This window comes from Mycolicibacter arupensis (assembly GCF_002086515.1).
GTDB classification, from domain to species: domain Bacteria; phylum Actinomycetota; class Actinomycetes; order Mycobacteriales; family Mycobacteriaceae; genus Mycobacterium; species Mycobacterium arupense.
Map to the genome: position 1 here is coordinate 1 of NZ_MVHH01000022.1, position 16,741 is coordinate 16,741.

The window sequence follows — 16,741 nt, forward strand, 5'->3', positions numbered from 1 at the left end:
GTCACGGGCAACAGGACTCTAAAACAGGATGGCCCCGTTCATTGGGGACATGCCAGACCCGTTTGCCCTCCTCACGGGCATGTTGCTCGACCAGCAAGTCTAGATACGATTGCAACTATGGGAAGTCAGGCGCTACGCGCTCTTGTCGGTGCTCGTGTCTCGGTAGTCCAAGGGCCTCAGAAGGTCTCGCACCTAGCCCAGTTGGAGACGGCCACGAAGTGGGCCGAGGCCAAGGGCTACGAGATTGTCGGGACGTTTGAGGATCTCGGTGTATCGGCCGAGAAGCGCCCGGAGGATCGGCCAGACCTTGGGCCGTGGCTGACGGACGAAGGCGCGGCGAAGTGGGACGTAATCGTTTGGTCCAAGATGGACCGCGCTTTCAGATCCACACGGCACTGCGTCGACTTCGCCCGGTGGGCTGAGGAGCGGCACAAGGTCGTCGCGTTCGCGGACGACGGGCTGACTCTCAACTACCGGCCTGGAGCGACCAAGGGCATAGACGCGATGATGGCCGAGCTGTTCGTCTACCTCGGTTCGTTCTTCGCCCAGTTGGAACTCAACCGGTTCAAGACCAGGGCGCAGGACGCCCACCGCGCGATCAGGCAGATGGACCGGTGGGCCTCCGGGGTTCCGCCGCTCGGGTTCAAGGTGGTTGACCATCCGAGCGGCAAGGGCAAGGGGCTCGCCACCGACGAGACCGGCAAGGGCCTGCTGCATTCGATGGGCCGCCGTTTGTTGGACGGCTGGAGCTTTATCCGCATAGCGGCGTGGCTCAACGAGCCGTACGCCGATCCTCGGTGTGGCCGCAAGCATGTTCATGGCTGCGAGTGCCGCGACGGTGCGGCCCTGACGAACATGGACCGCGCTCGGGTAGCGAGCGGTAAGCCCGCAAAGGCTCGACCGTGGACGGTCAACACCGTGATAGACGGGCTGACCTCTCCGAGGACGCAGGGCCTCAAGATGACCGGTCGCGGCAAGCACGCCATGGTCGTGCTCGACGCCGAGGGGGAGCCGATCCGGCTCGGGCCACCGACGTTCGACGCCGATACATGGAAGCAGATTCAGGAGGCCGCTCAGCTCCGCAAGATCGGCCGGCGGACGCCGAGCAAGACGGCTAACCCAGTGCTGGGCGTAGCCGTGTGCGGTTGCACCGGCTGCCCAGCGTGCGAGGCTAAACAAGCAAATGGCATCTGCGGGGCCTCGCTGGCCCAGCAGATCACCCGTAAGAAGCTCGCAAGCGGCGAGATGGGGGAGTGGCGTTCGTATCGTTGCGGTCGAACTCCTTTGAACTGCAACGGTGTCTCCGCACGGGCTGAGGACGTTGATTTTCAGTTCACCCATGAGTTCACCTACCACCGAGGTGGCGAGCCGATGACCCGAAGCGTGTTCGTGCCCGGTGAGGATCACAGCGCCGAGCTGGAGCAGGTCAATGCGACGATTGACCGGCTCCGCATGGAATCCGACGCCGGTCTGCTGACGACGCCGGAGGATGAAAGTCTGTGGCTCGAGCGGATGAAAGCTCAAGTTGCCAAGCGGGACCAACTCGCGGCGACGCCGAGCCGAGCGGCTGGCTGGGTGACCGAGGAGACCGGCCAGACGAAGCGGGAAGCGTGGCTAGCCGCCTCCGAGGAGGAGCGGCGGCAGCTCTACCTAGACGCTGGGATGTTGTACGTCCAGAGGCGTAAGGGGGAGCGCAGCTACTTCGACAGGGCATCGACACGGCCCAGGTGACCGGCGACAAGAAAAGACCCTGCCACCGATTCGTCGGTGCAGTTCCTCTGACTCGTGATGTCAGAATGGAGTGGTGGTTTCATCAGCGGAAAGGCGGCTAGAGCGGGTCCTCAGGCAGTACGTCGACGAGCCCATCGACGCGGACTACCTGGAGATGTATCTCACCCCTGGTGCCTGGACGCAGGACCCCTTGGAACGCGCATTCGCATCTATCCATGGGCGGCTCGACAAAGAGTTCGATTTCATGAACCAGAAAGGGCGCAGTAGTGGGCCGTATCCAGGGGGCGGACACTTCAACGCTGATAACAGTCGCAGGTTGCTTGGCCTCATCGATGAGGTGGAGGAGCTGCGGCTGGCGCTGGAAAAGGTCGGAAAGTCGATGACTGTGGCGCCGGAGTACCAGCGCGTTCTGGACGGTGCTAAGACGTGGCTGGTCGACAGCGGCGGTAGTCCGATCCCTGAAGGCTTTACGCCCGTGCGGGTCGAGAAGTACGACCCGGTATTCGGGTTGGCTGATGCCGCACTGGAATTGGCTGACCATTCGAAAGTCTCCCTCACCGTCGTGGGTGAGGGGTCCTACGCGATAGTCCATAAGTTCGTGGATCCAAACTACGAGATCAATGTCGCCCGGAAGAAGCTGAAGAACAACGTCGACGCGCGGGATGTCAAAAGGTTCCGCCGTGAGTACGAGATCATGAAGGGTCTCGACTTCCCGTACATCCTCAACGTCTATCGGTACGACGAAGTGGAGAACTCCTATACTATGGAGTTCTGCGAAAGCACGCTTGAGGACTATGTCAAGCGTCGAAACAACCAGCCGCAGTTTGACTTCAGCGTTCGACGCAGGATCGCGCTCCAGTTCCTATACGGACTGAACTATCTGCACAAGAAGGGCATCTGCCACAGGGACCTGAGCCTCAAGAACATCTTGCTTCGCGTGTTCTCGAACGGGGCCGTCACCGTCAAGCTCTCAGACTTCGGACTGGCGAAGCCGCGAGAGTCCGACTTCACGAAGACAGAGACCGAGATTCGGGGTACCTTCGTGGACCCTGCGCTGGACAGGTTTAAGGATTTCGAGCCGGTCAATGACATCTGGGTAGTCGGTTTCGTGCTCTCCTACCTTTTCAAGGGCGTCAATCGCCTCATAGCGGACTCGACTCCTCTTGGACAGATCATCCAGAAGTGTTCGCATGCCGATCCGGCGCAGCGATACCAGACGGTGCTGGAGGTCATTGCGGCAGTCGAGAACCTGGATACCGAACCGATCGGCGATCCGGCCTAACGGCAGTTGTCACGCCCGAACGATCGTGTAGTGACTGTGCCGTGTGCAGGCAGACCCGTTGTGGGATATGGGTTTACAGAAGATTGGCCACCTCTTGCCATACCATTCGATCTGTGATTGCAGGCCGAGGACTCGGGTCCAAGAGCGCGGGAACCGCAGCCGGTACACCTGCTCGGTGAGGAAACCGACCTCGTGCTGCTCAGCGCGTCGGGCGAGGTGCCCGACTGCGGCCGGGGGCTCTCATCAGTGCTACCTAGCATCGGCGGTTGCCTCGCCCGCTTGACTGCGGGTCATCTTGCCGCCGTCTGGGCGCGGTAGGCCAACCGCAGAGACTCCAGCAGTTGCACCCGCGGTGCAGCTAGCCCTTGCAGCGGGTGCCCCTACCACTGCTCTGGTGTTGCAGCGTGCAGCGTGCAGCGTCCGCCTCGCCCCCCTGCGTGGTGCCCACATTGCGCTGCGGCGCAAGCGGCACTGCGCCCTCCCGCTGCGCCTGCGGCCATGACTCGTCGGGCCGCGCTGCTCGCCCGACCCTGGCCCTGCTCTACGGCGTGTTCGTGCGGTTAGACGTAAGCAACTGCAAAGATCCAACGCATGGCAACGGCGGACGGACCAGCAGGCACCTACGCGGACCACGTAACCATCACTTTTAACCAGGTCTCGGACCGGTCCAGCGGATGCGTGCTCGACAGCTTCCAGATAGGCGTCAACCCGAATGGCACCATCGACCTCGAATGGCTGACCGACGAGATCAAAGGCGTATTCCTTCAGCCCCCGGATCCAGAGACCGGCATCCGTTACCCGCTCGACAACTACATCTTGGCTCAGCGACGAACCGAAATGTCCTGGGGCGCGAGCGCTTCAGTCTTCCAGTTCATCGTTGACACCGCATCCGGTATCGGCAAAGCCGGTGCCGGAGCAGTTGTGGGAGCGGCCATAAACGAGCTGGTTCAGAAGCTGAAAGCGCTTGGCTACCAAGTAATTACAGGAAAGCCCGGGGCTCTTTCCGATGACGAAGCGATTCGCCGGGGCCTGAACGCAATCGAAACTCATTACGAAACAACGCTATCGGACCTGTCTGCAAGGTCCGTGGAGAAGAATGAGTTTGGGCAACATGTTGTGGCTGCGAGTGACAGTGGTGGCTCAACCTACACGGTCACCTTCGTGGTACGGGGTGGCGTAACCGACGTTGTCTCGCGTAGCCACACGCTCCCAACTGGCAATTAGGCGCTCTGGCTCGTCTACCTCGGCTCGTTCTTCGCCCAGGTCGAACTCAGCCGGTTCAAGACCCGTGGCCTCGACATGAGACGACAGCGACCACCGTCAGCTCCTAGTAGACGCCGGCGTCCGGTTCGTCGTGGTCTCCGCTAGGTCGTTCCGAGGAGGCTTCTGGGTGCCATTTGGGCGGCGGCCATTGGGCAGGCCGACTGAGGAAGACCTCGTTGCGGTGCGAGAGGGGTAGTTGTAGTCCTCGTTGCCTGCCGCGAGGAGCGTAGAGCAGGCCCGACGATCATCGTTGCCGGCGTTGGGCTGGCCCTCGATATCACGATGCCAGGGTGAGCGTGGTTTTTAGCGGGAGGGCTGCGTATGACGTTTCAGCCCCTCGCAGCGACGATCGGAATCGTGATACAGGCAGTGAGTGTGACCATGACGGCTATGAGGCGGAACGTGGTGCCCCACTCGTTGATTGCGACCCGCACCGTCTTGATTGCGGCCCGCGCTGTCTTCCCGTTTCCCCGATTGAGGTGTAGTGCGCTGATCATCGACTCTTCCTTTGGTTCGGGGAATTTCGAAGGCGGAGGTTCAAAGGCTCCCGCGTGGCAATACGCGGCGCGATCACTTCGAATCGCCCGAAATCGTGTTGTCGGCTACGGAGGTGTTCCCTTGCGCGGCAGCTTTGGCCTGGCTTTGAAGGAGGGACCGATCGAAGGTGCTAAAAGGTGACGCGAGCGCCCGGTGGTAGACCTCTCTGCGGCCAGCGGGATGCCTTGCGTCCGGCACCTTCTGGATTTTGGTCAACAGGACGCCGACGTTCATCAACTCTCGATAGCCTCGTTCAGCTGTCCGTTCTGAGATCCCGTACCAAGCTTGAGCTCTGCTGACCGGCATGGCGAAGGTTCTTTTGGTGGGGCTCTGCGTCTCGGCCAGGATGATGAGCAGCATCGCTTTGCCTGGGAGCGTCAACCGGTCGGCGTAGCCCGAAGTCCAGTACGCGTGGGGCAACGTGAAATAGCCCGGTCCGCCTTCCTCATCGTCCTCGCCGGGCCGGGACCAGAGTCCTCCCGTGCCCTCGTGCAACGGGTGGACGGCCAGAGCGTTTCCGGTCTCCGTGCGGTGCACAAGCTGTAGCTCGGTCAGGGCGTCGAATGCTTTCGACGCCGCACCGGGACTGCAACGCGTCTTCGTCGACATCATTCGTGCCCAGGTACGCATCGAGATCGGGTCATCGCCGAGGATCGGCTCAAGTGCATGGAGGAGCAAGAGAGCGTCGAGCGGGCGGTGATGCCTACCGTGAACCAACTCGGCGAGCTTTGCTGCCCGCTCGGTCTCGTGGCGCTCCTTCTGGACGAAGACCTTCCTGAGCGGAACGTAACCCCGTTTCGCTGAAGCGAGCAGGCTGGCAACGGTCTCACCGGGCGACATCGGCGGCGCGTCTGGTTCGACCTCGTCGAAGGGGTCCTCCGGCGATGCGCTTTTGGTCTCGTTCATGTCGGGAACGATACCTGCCGGGCGGGCACCGCGAGATGGTCTACGTAGCTGAAAGTGCACCTCTCAGGTGCCAGTTTGTGAGAGACATGGTACGACTATGGAACGCTCTCTGGTAAGCCCATGGGACACCAGATGGAACTGGGGCCTCAGGCGGTCACAATCAGGCAGTTTCAGCATCTCTTGTGGAGTGGCCGATGAATTCCTTCGAGCTCTCTCGGGCGTCGTAACTGCTCCGCGTCTCCCCGTCCCGTTCCAAAACCCGTACAGAATGGCTCGGCCGCATAACCGACCGGTCGGGATGCACCCCTGGAGGGGTACCCCCTGGGGCCCCTGAACTGCGACGATGCCTGCGTCTCGTGTGCGAATTCCGATGTGCGTACCAGCGTGTCGCCTTGCGTCACTCAGCAACTCATGACCCTGCATGCCATATGTCAACCACCTGTAGTAACGCGAATGTCGGCTTGCTAACGAGCAAACACATGCGTGTGCATATCCCCTGATCGCACGCTCTGTAAACCAGGGCATGCACCGCATGCGAACTGAGCAGCAACTCGCACTGGTGATGGGACACTTCCAGATCCTGCCCCGCTGCCTTGTGAATGAATGCGACGGCCACCAAGCTGTCGATTGTGTTATGCCATAGCTGATGCACTCGGGCAGTACGGCTGCAGATTGTTCCAGCGCAGCGCGGGCATCCCGTTGAAAAGGGTCTGGACCGGTTGTCAGCCTCGAGGGTGAAGTCGCCGTCACTGATTACGCAAGTAACCAGGCGTCCGTTGGCGAATGAGTTGTCGCCGGCGATTGCGGATCGACTTGACCGAGCGGTGAAGCTCACTGGCGACGGCGCTGGTCGGCGCATCGTCGCAGCGCTTCAGGTGGCCGAGCTTGTCGAGAATGACGGCGTCCTCCTCGGGGGTGAATTGCTTCTTCCAACGCGGCGTTTGCCCGCCGGCATCGCGCCATGCCCGGCGATGGTCGGCCACTTGGGTGTTATGGATGAGGTGGCCCATTGGACCGGCTTGATACAGGCGATCCGTGGCATCCACTTCGATCCGCCGGGTCGGCACGGTCTTGACTGCACGAATGCTTGCGATGGTGACCCGGTTCCGAGAAGTGCCGTGCACTCGGCCAGCCTTTCGCGCAAAGGCGAAGGGCTGTATGCGCCAGGCGGTGAAGACCACCCTGTAGTACCCGCCGTCGAGGCTCCGTGCGTCCGTCACGAAAGTGATAGTTGGCAACTGCCCAAGACCGCGAAGGAGCTCGACGACATCCTCGGCCAGGTGCCTTCTACCTATGAACACGCATTGCTGACTAGTTGTGGCGCAACCGTCGGTGTCCATCAGCCCTCGGAGGAGCTCCAGCCGTTGCTCGGTCCCCGACCACATGTACTCAACTGGGATCTGCTTGCTGCGGAAGCATTCGATTTCTCGCAACCGGATTGCCGGGCTCGGGCGGTCAGCCGCTTGATATCCGGCGGCGCCGGAGAATGACAACCGGGCGGCATTTTGCCCAGATCTCAGTCGATGCGTGTGGATTCCCCGAGACGCGAGTTGACGCTCCAACTCCTCGACGTCCTCCCAGCCAGACGTGACGTTGCAGGCGCCCGTCGACCCGTCGCCGAGCCACACCCCCAACAGGTACGGGTCGACCGGAAGGTCAACGGTTGGGGTCTGCCTCGCTGCAGCGCGCGGAATCGCGAACTTGCGGCCATCCTCTGCCATCTCGCGGGTAGTCCTAACCCTCGACTGGGCGGCGGATGCCACCGCCTCGGTCAGCCACAGGTGGTCACCGCTCACAACGGTTGATGTCACGGCGCGGCCCGCCTGCTGCCCGCCGGCGAACATGACCTCGTAGCAGTCAAACCCAACCTCCGCTGGGGGTGCGTCTACCACCTGCACGGGCGACCCGTCGGAGCCGAAGATCAAGTCTCCGGATTGCAGCTGCCCCACTGTCGTCCATCCGGTCGGCGTGGGCATGGGTGTATCGACCGATATCCCCCCGGCATCGCTGACGGCCAAGTTGCTCTCGACGGCGTAACGGCGCGTCCGCTGCTGCGCGCTCACCCGCGCCCGATAGCCGGTGCTGTACTCGCGCTGCGCCGCGCTGCAGACCGCGCATCTGCACCGATGCCGCATGTACCCCGCCCTACCGTGCTCAAATTCGCAGGGCTCACCTGCCGTGCACCTCTTGCACGCACTCATGGGCGCATCCAAGCACGACCTGCCGACCCGCCGTTAGGCATCGGGAGGCCGATCCTCAGCGGGCCAAAGTTGTCGTCGCTGGTCAGCTGTTGGGCGGCGAGAGGAGGCCCAACGGGGTGCCGGATCAATGTTCCTGGCGCAGGCTCAAACCCAGACCCAGGCCCAGGCTCGATAGACACGATTTTCTCGATGCCTCTGACCTGCAGTTTTATAAGGAGTCGATTCGCTATTTGCCCCGTAGACGGCCGCTCCACGTGCCGTTGTGCCAAGGGTCGGAGACGGTTTCCCGAGGGCTCCTGAGGCCTCTCGCACGGCGGCGCCACGAGTTCCTGATCGGGTCGGGGAGCTCTAAGGCCGTCGACTGGCCCCCAACGCGCCCCTGGGGCGATGAATGCCCATCTGGGGTGCACCCGTGTTGGGCATTTTGGCCACCGCCTAGGACTGTCCAACTGAAGTGCGAATCGAATTATTTGACAGTATGTCGCTCAAGGTTTTAGAGTCTTGTTTGACAGTTCGTCGGTTGAATGGAGTCAGCAGTGGGTCAGCGCATCGGGTATCAGCGGGTCAGCACCGTCGACCAGAACACGGATCGCCAGCTCGATGGGGTCGAGCTGGACAAGGTGTTCACCGACAAGGCCAGTGGGAAGGATGTCAACCGTCCGGAGTTGGCTCGTGCGATCGACTATGTTCGCGAGGGGGACACGCTGGTGGTCCACTCGATGGACCGCCTGGCTCGCAACCTGGAAGACCTGCGCCGGATCGTTCGGGAACTCACCGGCCAGGGTGTCCGCGTGGAGTTCGTTAAAGAGTCCCTCGCCTTCACCGGCGAGGACTCGGCCATAAACACGCTCCTGCTCTCGATGCTCGGAGCAGTCGCAGAATTCGAACGATCGATGATCCTTGAACGCCAGCGCGAGGGCATAGCCCTGGCGAAGGCTGCTGGGAAGTACAAGGGCCGGAAAGCGGCCCTCACCGAGGGGCGGGCCGACGAGCTCCGTGCTCGTCTGGCCGGCGGGGAATCAGTGACCGCACTGGCCAAGGAGTTCGGGATCAGCCGGCAAACCGTCTACAACTACACCGCGGCCTGAACTGGCTTAGATTATTCCCAACTGGCGCATGAGCTCTTCGTCTTGCCAGCGTCGCCATTCTTCGTCGATGTCGTTCGCATCGACATCATCCGGTGCGGGGGTCGCGTCTCCTCGCGGCCTGGCGCGCTCTGCATCGATGCGGGCCGTCAACTTCGCTCGCTTCTCCTTGCCTCCACGCTCGGCTGCCAGCTTCTCAGCGACCTGGTCCACGTCAGCGGGCACGGAGTAGACCGTGCCCTGCTTGACCAACATCTCGGCCTCAACCAATGCCTTCAGCGCATCCCGCGCTGTGTCAACACCCATTCCGCCCGCCGTTGCGATCTGCTTCGCACGGCAGACGCCACCATCAACCAAATCGAACACATGCGAGTGCCGGCCAGTAAGGCCGTCACTCAGCCAAACATCACCAAGGGGATCTACGGAGAATCCCCTTATAGGGGATTCTCCCTTACTAATAACTGTGGTGGATTCCCCCAGTATCGGTGCGTATTCGGCAGCACCTTCGTCGTCGGTGCCCACGACGCACAGCCGACCGGAGACAGTCAACCGTCTTACCGCTGAACCGATGGTCTTCGGCTCCAGGCCGGTCAACAACGCCAGCGTCCGCAGACTCGCCGTTGCCGACATCAACCCAGTCGCCTCGCACAGCCGTACGACCGCGAGCTGCACCTTGCGGTCGGTGGTGCCCGTCTTGCCGTTCCACAGGCCGTACCGTGCCGACGAACTGAGCTGCTGCAGTACATCTACCAGGTACCGCGACCGCGCGATGGGGTTCGGCGCGTCAGCTCCGGAGTACTTCTGCAGCGCGCCCCTGAGCGCACTTTTGATCCACGACACGTCGTCACCGAGGTAGGCGTTCTCCAGCATCTGAGCACCTATCGCCCCCTTGAGGCGGATCACCGCTGGAGCAACCTGCAGAAACACGGCATTGCGTTCACCTGGTCCCGCATCGGCGAACTTATCGACCAACGACTGGACGACAGCGTCATCGTCATCGCTAGAGGCCGGTTCAGGAGCGATCCCTGAGTCCTGACCTTTGTCGATGGCTGCGATCAACCCCAGCGGAGCCGCCGCCGGCTCGACGTCGTTGACCAGCGCGTAAGTCCGGTTAACCCCGTCTTCGCAGCGGATGACACTGCCGGGAAGCATGACCGAATGCGGGATGTCGATCCCAGCGCCGAGCCCGCGATGGGTGATGCGGACATCGTTGGGGATCGTGAAGATCAAGTGGGTGCCAAAACCGTCAGGATGCGGGGTGACCGTCTGGACGGCCCTCGTATCGGGCAGGTCCGGGAACCGCCCGCGTAGTGCCTCCACAGAGCCGCCATTCTTCGGGTCCACATCCACCACCAGCAGTCCGCCGGTGCCGTTGACCACCTTCGCATTGCCCTTGAGCATGTCCAGGTTCCGCCGCGTATCGATCAGGTTCCAGCTAGCGCAGCCCTTCTTGATCTTCTTCGTCCTGCCGGAGCCAGGCAGGAGCACGCACTTCCGGTCCCAGTAGAACTGGAGGTACTTCATCGAGGGCATGTGGTCATTCCTGCTGTCTGATCGCCGCTGTAAGCGACGAATGAATCCAATCGGTAACTTTACCCAGATCGAGCGCTGCCAGCGCCTCCAGGGCGGCCAGAGCCGGCGCCAGGGGTAAGCGGCGCCGGACTCGCCCGGCGTCTCGTCAGATGCCGCTCGGTTGTTGACCAGAGTTGTAATACTGGCCGAAATTTCGGATCGAGAGAGCGGGTGGTGATGGCTCGTCCCAGGACGAAGGCGAAGACCGAGACCAAGACGTTGGAGCAGCGACTGTGGGACGCAGCCGACGCCCTCCGTGGCAACCAGGAGCCGTCGGAGTACAAGCACGTCGTCCTCGGTCTGGTGTTCCTGAAGTACATCTCCGATCGGTTCGAGGAACGCCGCACAGCCATCGAGGCTGCACTCTCTGACCCTGACTCTGAGGAGTACATCCCCAACGAGCAGCGGAGAGCGCAGTTCATCGAAGACCGCGATGAGTACGCCAGCCACAACGTGTTCTGGGTGCCGCCAGAGGCCCGCTGGCAGCACATCCAAGATCGCGCCAAGCTGCCCAGCATCGGCCAGGACATCGACGCCGCGATGGACCTGATCGAGAAGGAAAACCCCAGTCTGCGAGGCGTGCTGCCCCGCAACTACGCCCGCGAAGGGCTCGACAAGGGACGGCTCGGCAAGCTGGTTGACCTGATCGGCAGTATCGGATTTACGGAGACCGACGATCACGGTTCCGATGACGTGCTGGGGCGCGTCTACGAGTACTTCCTCGGCCAGTTCGCCGGCAAGGAGGCCGGCAAGGACGCTGGGGCCTTCTACACCCCTCGTTCGGTGGTGAAGACCCTCGTCGAGATGCTGGAGCCGTATAAGGGGAGGGTATTCGACCCGGCCTGCGGAACGGGCGGCATGTTCGTGCAGTCGGAGCGGTTTGTGAAGGCCCACGGTGGCAGGCGCACCGATATCAGCATCTACGGCCAAGAGTTCACTGAAGCAACGTGGAAGTTGGCCAAGATGAATCTTGCCCTACGTGGTATCGAGGCCGATCTCGGTGAACGTTCCGCCGACTCCTTCACTCAAGACCTCCACCAGGACCTACGCGCCGACTTCGTGATCGCCAACCCCAAGTTCAACGATTCAGGCTGGTGGGACGCGAAGCTAGCCGACGATCCTCGGTGGAAATACGGGACCCCGCCCGAAGGAAACGCCAACTTCGCCTGGGTTCAGCACTTCATCTACCACCTTTCGCCCAAGGGCACAGCTGGGTTTGTTCTGGCGAACGGATCACTGTCATCGAAGATGGGGGGCGAGGGCGAGATCCGCCAGAAGCTGGTCGAGGCAGACTTGGTGGACTGCATCGTCGCCATGCCCGACAAACTGTTCTTCAACACCGGCATCCCGGTCAGCTTGTGGTTCGTCTCCAAAGATCGGCACGGCAACGGGCACCGCAGGCGCACGGGTGAGGTGCTGTTCATCGACGCACGGAAACTCGGCACCAGGGTCACCCCTCGGCTACGCGAGCTGTCCGACGCTGACATCGCTAAGGTTGCCGACACCTACCATTCCTGGCGGAACCGCGATGGTGGCTATGAGGACGTGCCTGGCTTCGCCAAGGCTGCGAGCCAGGACGAGATCGAGCAACATGATTTCGTGTTGTCGCCGGGTTTCTACGTGGGAACTGAGGAAGTCGAGGCCGATGACGAGCCTCTCGATGAGAAGATTGCTCGACTCGCCGCGGAACTTTACTCTGAGTTCGACCGAGGTAGAGAACTTGATGACATAATTCGCTCGCAATTGGAGATGCTATGAATTTGGACGGATCAACGTTCCCGTCCGTCCGGCTTGTCGACCTCTGTAGAGGTGATCGATCGATCACTTATGGCATTGTGAAAGTCGGTCAGTTTGTCGACGGCGGAGTCCGAGTGATCCGAGGCGGTGATATTCGAAACAATAGAATTACTGTAGATGAGAGCAAGTGTGTGAGCGAGGAGGTAAGTCGGCAGTTTAAACGCACCATCTTGCGTGGCGGCGAGATTGTTTTAAATTTGATTGCTGAGCCTGGGCATAGCGCAATCGTTCCTGCTTCGCTGGTTGGCGCGAATGTCACCCGTGATGTGGCCGTAATACCGGTCTGTGGCACTGATGCTCGGTTCATAAATTATTATTTTCAGTCACCGCAGTGTATCGAATGGCTTCGCGCTCATCTCCAGGGAAGCGTAACGCTAAAGATCAACTTGGGAACATTGGCGGCGCTTCCTGTGCCGGTTCCTTCAGACGATGAGCAGCAGCGTGTCGTCGCAGTGCTTGGTGCTCTTGACGACAAGATCGAGTCGAATCGTCGCCTGACTGTGCTTATTCCGCGACTGATCCGCGCCATAATTACCAATGCCCTCGGCGAAGAGTCGACCGAGATCTCCGTCGCTGATCTAGCTCGTTTCGTCAACGGTGGAGCATTTACAAGAGGAGCGTCTGGAACTGGCCGTATCGTAATTCGGATTGCGGAACTCAACACCGGTCCTAGCGGCTCGACAGTCTATAGCGACATTGATGTGCCTGATGAGAAGACGGCCAGGCCGGGAGACGTCTTGATGTCCTGGTCGGGCACGCTAGGAGTATATCGGTGGGTCCTAGGGGAAGCGATCATCAACCAGCACATCTTCAAGGTTATTCCCGCAGAAGGGTTCCCCGCCTGGTTGGTGTTCGATCGACTCGATGCGATCATTCACGTGTTTCAACGTATCGCCAAGGACAAGGCGACAACCATGGGCCACATCCAACGTGGCCACCTCGCTTCGACGACAGTTGCAGTGCCTCGCGCTGATGTGATTCGGGAACTCCACGGCCGGCTCCAACCACTGTGGGAACGTCTTTTGGTTGCCGAGCAGGAGAACCTTCGACTTGCGAAATTGCGCGATGCGCTCCTCCCGGAGTTGCTTTCCGGGCGCCTCCGCGTACCCGAAGTAGCCGAGGCCGTGGCGTCGTGACGGCTGTCGATGAGTCGGTGATTGAGGACGCCGCACTGGAATGGTTCGCCCAGCTTGGCTACGAGCGGCAGCATGGCCCCGATTTGGCTCCAGGCGAGTCGAGGTCGGAGCGCGACTCCTTCGGGCAGGTTTATCTGTACGGGCGGCTCCGTGACGCCGCCACCCGGATCAATGCGGATCTCGATACCGACCTGATCGAGGCTGCGATCAAGCGGCTGGAGCGGGCGGAGTCGCAGAGCCCGGTCGACGAGAACTCTCGCGTCCACAAGCTGCTCACCGAAGGGGTTCCGGTCGAGCACCGGGCCGCCGATGGATCGGTGCGAACTACGAGTGTGTGGCTGATCGACTTCGGCGACCCGGCCAACAACGACTGGCTCGCGGTCAACCAGTACACGATCACCGAGAACGGCAAGAACCGTCGACCCGATGTGTTGGTGTTCGTCAATGGGTTGCCACTGGCGCTTCTGGAGTTGAAGAACCTGGCCGCTGAGGCTGCCACACTGAAGAAGGCGCACGCCAAGATCCAGAACTACCGCACCGACATTCCGTCGGTGTTCGCCACCAATGCGGTCACGGTCATCTCCGACGGCACCAGCGCGGCGATGAGCAGTTTCGCCGGCGGATTCGAGCACTACGCCCCGTGGAAGACCATAGAGGGCCGCGAGGTGATCACGAACCTGCCTGCCCTGGAGGTTCTGATCAAGGGGGTGTTCGACCAGAACCGGTTCCTGGACATCGTTCGCAACTTCGTCGTGTTCAGCAACGAGACCGTCACCGACCCGAAGACCGGGCAGAAGTCCAGCGCTCTGATCAAGCGGGTGGCGAAGTACCACCAGTATTGGGCGGTCAACGCGGCGGTGGAATCCACGGTCGTCGCTGCCTCACCTGATGGCGATCGCCGTGGCGGCGTCGTCTGGCACACCCAGGGCTCGGGGAAGAGCCTGGAGATGGTGTTCTACGCCGCCAAGGTCATGCGTGACCTCCGGATGAGCAACCCCACCTTGGTGTTCATCACCGACCGCAACGACCTCGACGACCAGCTGTTCGCCGAAGTGTTCGCTCCGGCCACGATCCTGCCCGAATCGCCCCAGCAGGCGAGCACCCGAACCGAACTACGAACCTTGCTGCGCCGCAACTCCGGGGGAATCTTGTTCACCACGTTGCAGAAGTTCGCCCCCGGCGAGGATGGGGACCGCAACCCGGTGCTGACCGACCGCCGCAACGTCGTGGTCGTCGCGGATGAGGCCCACCGCAGTCAGTACGGCTTCGGAGAGACCCTGGACAGCGAGGGCCGGTTGAAGGCCGGCCTGGCCAAGCATCTCCGGGACGCGTTGCCGGGAGCAAGCTACCTGGGCTTCACCGGCACACCGATCGAATCGACCGACAAGTTCACGCGGGCGGTGTTCGGTGATTACATCGACATCTACGACCTGACCCGTGCCGTCGAGGACGGGGCCACGGTCAAGATCTACTACGAATCACGCCTAGCCAAGGTCGAACTCAGCGCCGACGACTACGAGGCCCTCGATGCCGCTGCGGATGAGATCACCGAGAAGGTAGAGGAATCCGAGGCTGCCAAGGCGAAGTCACGGTGGTCACGCCTGGAGGCCATCGTCGGAGCCGAAGAACGACTGGACCTGATCGCCGCCGACATCGTGCAGCACTGGGAGAAGCGTCGATCCGCCTTGTTCGGCAAGGGCATGATCGTGGTCATGTCTCGACGCATCGCGGTGCGCCTCTACGAGAAGATCGTCGCCCTGCGACCGGACTGGCACTCCGCTGATCCCGCCGAAGGCAAGATCAAGGTCGTCATGACCGGCTCCACCGATGACCCGGAGAACTTCCAGCCGCACGTCTATACGAACGATGTTCGCAAGCAGCTCAAGGCTCGCGCCAAGAACCCCGACGACCCGTTGGAGTTGGTGATCGTCCGCGATATGTGGCTGACCGGGTTCGACGCCCCGTCGCTGCACACGATGTACATCGACAAGCCGATGCAGGGTGCCGGGCTCATGCAGGCCATCGCTCGGGTGAACCGCAAGTTCCGCGACAAACCTGGTGGGCTGATCGTCGATTACATCGGGTTGTTCGCCAATCTCCAGAAGGCGCTAGCCGAGTACTCGCCCAGTGACCGTGATCAAGCCGGCGTACCCATCGAGGACTTGGTCGCCGTCATGTTGGAGAAGCATGACATCGTCCGTGGCCTGCTGCACGGCTGCGAATACGACTCATCGCCGGACCTGTCTGCTGCTGAGCGGCTTACCCAGCACGCCAAGGTGATCGACTTCATCATGGCTGATCCCGACCGGACCGAACGGTTCGTTGACCAGGTGCTAGCACTGGCCAAGGTGTTCGCCCTGTGCGGGGCACGAGACGAGGCAGCAGAAATCGGCAACGATGTGCGACTGTTCATCGACGCCCGCTCGGCGATTCTCAAGATTCAGAATCCCGCTGCCACACCGGGCTCGGGGCGGGTCGAAATCGACACTGCCATCGCCCAACTGGTCAACGAGGCCGTCTCCGCCGACGAAGTGATAGATATTTACAAGTTGGCCGGCGTGGACACCCCCGAGCTGTCCCTGCTCTCGGATGAGTTCCTTGACACCCTGGCGGACAAGGAGAAGCCGAACCTGCAGATGGGCCTACTGCGTCGGCTCATCAACGACGAGATCAAGACCGTGCGGCGCACCAACATAGTGCAGGCTCGGAAGTTCTCCGAGCAGCTCGAAGAGGCCATCAACCGCTACACCAACAGGTCGTTGACCACCGCCGAGATCATCGCCCGCTTGGTCGAACTGGCCAAGGAGATGCGGGATGACAAGAAGCGTCACGAGGAACTGGGCCTGCATGCGGACGAGATCGCCTTCTACGATGCCATCGTCCAGAACGACGCCGCCGTGCTGCAGATGGGCGACGCGACCCTGAAGACAATCGCCCACAAGCTGGTCGAGGCGGTGCGATCCAGCGCCACCATCGACTGGAATCTCAAGGAGAGCGTCAAGGCCGAGATGCGAACCAAGGTCCGCCGGCTCCTAGCCCGTTTTGACTACCCTCCCGACCACGAGGACAGGGCCGTGGAGTTGGTCCTCCAGCAGGCCGAACTGTTCGCGGGGAATGGAGTCAGTGGTGACACGGCGTCAAGGTTGGATGTGGCATACCCGCCGTCGGCTGCAGCCTTGGCTCACGACGATCTGGCCGAGAGGCGTCGAAGCAATGCGCGACGTATTTAGT

General features: G+C 61.5%; 10 protein-coding genes. 7 read left to right on the forward strand and 3 right to left on the reverse strand.

Annotated features, from left to right (window positions below; all coding sequences use genetic code 11):
- Positions 1 to 117: 117 nt before the first annotated feature.
- The 3 genes from BST15_RS11900 to BST15_RS11910 all read left to right on the forward strand — a co-directional run bounded on the left by BST15_RS11900 (position 118) and on the right by BST15_RS11910 (position 4,237).
- On the forward strand, positions 118 to 1,731 hold the full coding sequence (locus BST15_RS11900; protein ID WP_046189861.1) for a recombinase family protein: 1,614 nt from the start codon (positions 118 to 120) through the stop codon (positions 1,729 to 1,731).
- A gap of 73 nt (positions 1,732 to 1,804) precedes the next feature.
- Positions 1,805 to 3,013: a protein kinase family protein gene (locus BST15_RS11905; RefSeq protein ID WP_131701218.1), complete on the forward strand. Its 1,209-nt coding sequence runs from the start codon at positions 1,805 to 1,807 to the stop codon at positions 3,011 to 3,013.
- 591 nt (positions 3,014 to 3,604) lie between these two features.
- Positions 3,605 to 4,237: a hypothetical protein gene (locus tag BST15_RS11910; protein ID WP_083070964.1), complete on the forward strand. Its 633-nt coding sequence runs from the start codon at positions 3,605 to 3,607 to the stop codon at positions 4,235 to 4,237.
- A 609-nt stretch (positions 4,238 to 4,846) separates the two neighbouring features.
- Here the strand turns inward: BST15_RS11910 and BST15_RS11915 are convergent.
- Together BST15_RS11915 and BST15_RS11920 are read right to left on the reverse strand one after the other, a co-directional pair.
- Positions 4,847 to 5,719, reverse strand: a complete 873-nt coding sequence (locus BST15_RS11915) for a hypothetical protein (protein WP_046189859.1) — start codon at positions 5,717 to 5,719, stop codon at positions 4,847 to 4,849.
- Between the two features lie 746 nt (positions 5,720 to 6,465).
- Complete coding sequence (locus tag BST15_RS11920; protein ID WP_131701217.1) at positions 6,466 to 7,782, reverse strand: LAGLIDADG family homing endonuclease; 1,317 nt, start codon at positions 7,780 to 7,782, stop codon at positions 6,466 to 6,468.
- Between the two features lie 674 nt (positions 7,783 to 8,456).
- Between BST15_RS11920 and BST15_RS11925 the strand changes: the two genes are divergently transcribed.
- On the forward strand, positions 8,457 to 9,008 hold the full coding sequence (locus BST15_RS11925; protein WP_409366504.1) for a recombinase family protein: 552 nt from the start codon (positions 8,457 to 8,459) through the stop codon (positions 9,006 to 9,008).
- 6 nt (positions 9,009 to 9,014) lie between these two features.
- Here BST15_RS11925 and BST15_RS11930 read toward each other — a convergent pair whose 3' ends face one another.
- A complete protein-coding gene (locus tag BST15_RS11930) occupies positions 9,015 to 10,538 on the reverse strand; it encodes a bifunctional DNA primase/polymerase (RefSeq protein ID WP_046189856.1) in 1,524 nt (507 codons plus the stop codon).
- A gap of 216 nt (positions 10,539 to 10,754) precedes the next feature.
- Between BST15_RS11930 and BST15_RS11935 the strand changes: the two genes are divergently transcribed.
- Genes BST15_RS11935 through BST15_RS11945 form a run of 3 tightly spaced genes read left to right on the forward strand, consistent with a single transcriptional unit; the run spans position 10,755 to position 16,740 of the window.
- The gene (locus BST15_RS11935; RefSeq protein WP_046189869.1) at positions 10,755 to 12,335 is read left to right on the forward strand and encodes a class I SAM-dependent DNA methyltransferase; all 1,581 of its coding nucleotides are present in this window, start codon (positions 10,755 to 10,757) and stop codon (positions 12,333 to 12,335) included.
- Positions 12,332 to 13,510 carry a restriction endonuclease subunit S gene (locus tag BST15_RS11940; RefSeq protein WP_082108448.1) on the forward strand — a complete coding sequence of 393 codons (1,179 nt, stop codon included), beginning with the start codon at positions 12,332 to 12,334 and terminating at the stop codon, positions 13,508 to 13,510. The genes BST15_RS11935 and BST15_RS11940 overlap by 4 nt, the downstream gene beginning before the upstream one ends.
- Entirely contained in the window at positions 13,507 to 16,740 is a 3,234-nt protein-coding gene (locus BST15_RS11945; RefSeq protein ID WP_083070965.1) for a type I restriction endonuclease subunit R, read from the forward strand. The genes BST15_RS11940 and BST15_RS11945 overlap by 4 nt, the downstream gene beginning before the upstream one ends.
- Position 16,741: the final 1 nt, after the last annotated feature.

Bases quoted from the DNA above. Each gene is read 5' to 3' on its own strand.
- BST15_RS11940 (WP_082108448.1), top strand. From the start codon at position 12,332: ATGAATTTGGACGGATCAACGTTCCCGTCCGTCCGGCTTGTCGACCTC.
- BST15_RS11930 (WP_046189856.1), bottom strand. From the start codon at position 10,538: ATGCCCTCGATGAAGTACCTCCAGTTCTACTGGGACCGGAAGTGCGTG.
- BST15_RS11900 (WP_046189861.1), top strand. From the start codon at position 118: ATGGGAAGTCAGGCGCTACGCGCTCTTGTCGGTGCTCGTGTCTCGGTA.
- BST15_RS11935 (WP_046189869.1), top strand. From the start codon at position 10,755: ATGGCTCGTCCCAGGACGAAGGCGAAGACCGAGACCAAGACGTTGGAG.
- BST15_RS11915 (WP_046189859.1), bottom strand. From the start codon at position 5,719: ATGAACGAGACCAAAAGCGCATCGCCGGAGGACCCCTTCGACGAGGTC.
- BST15_RS11910 (WP_083070964.1), top strand. From the start codon at position 3,605: ATGGCAACGGCGGACGGACCAGCAGGCACCTACGCGGACCACGTAACC.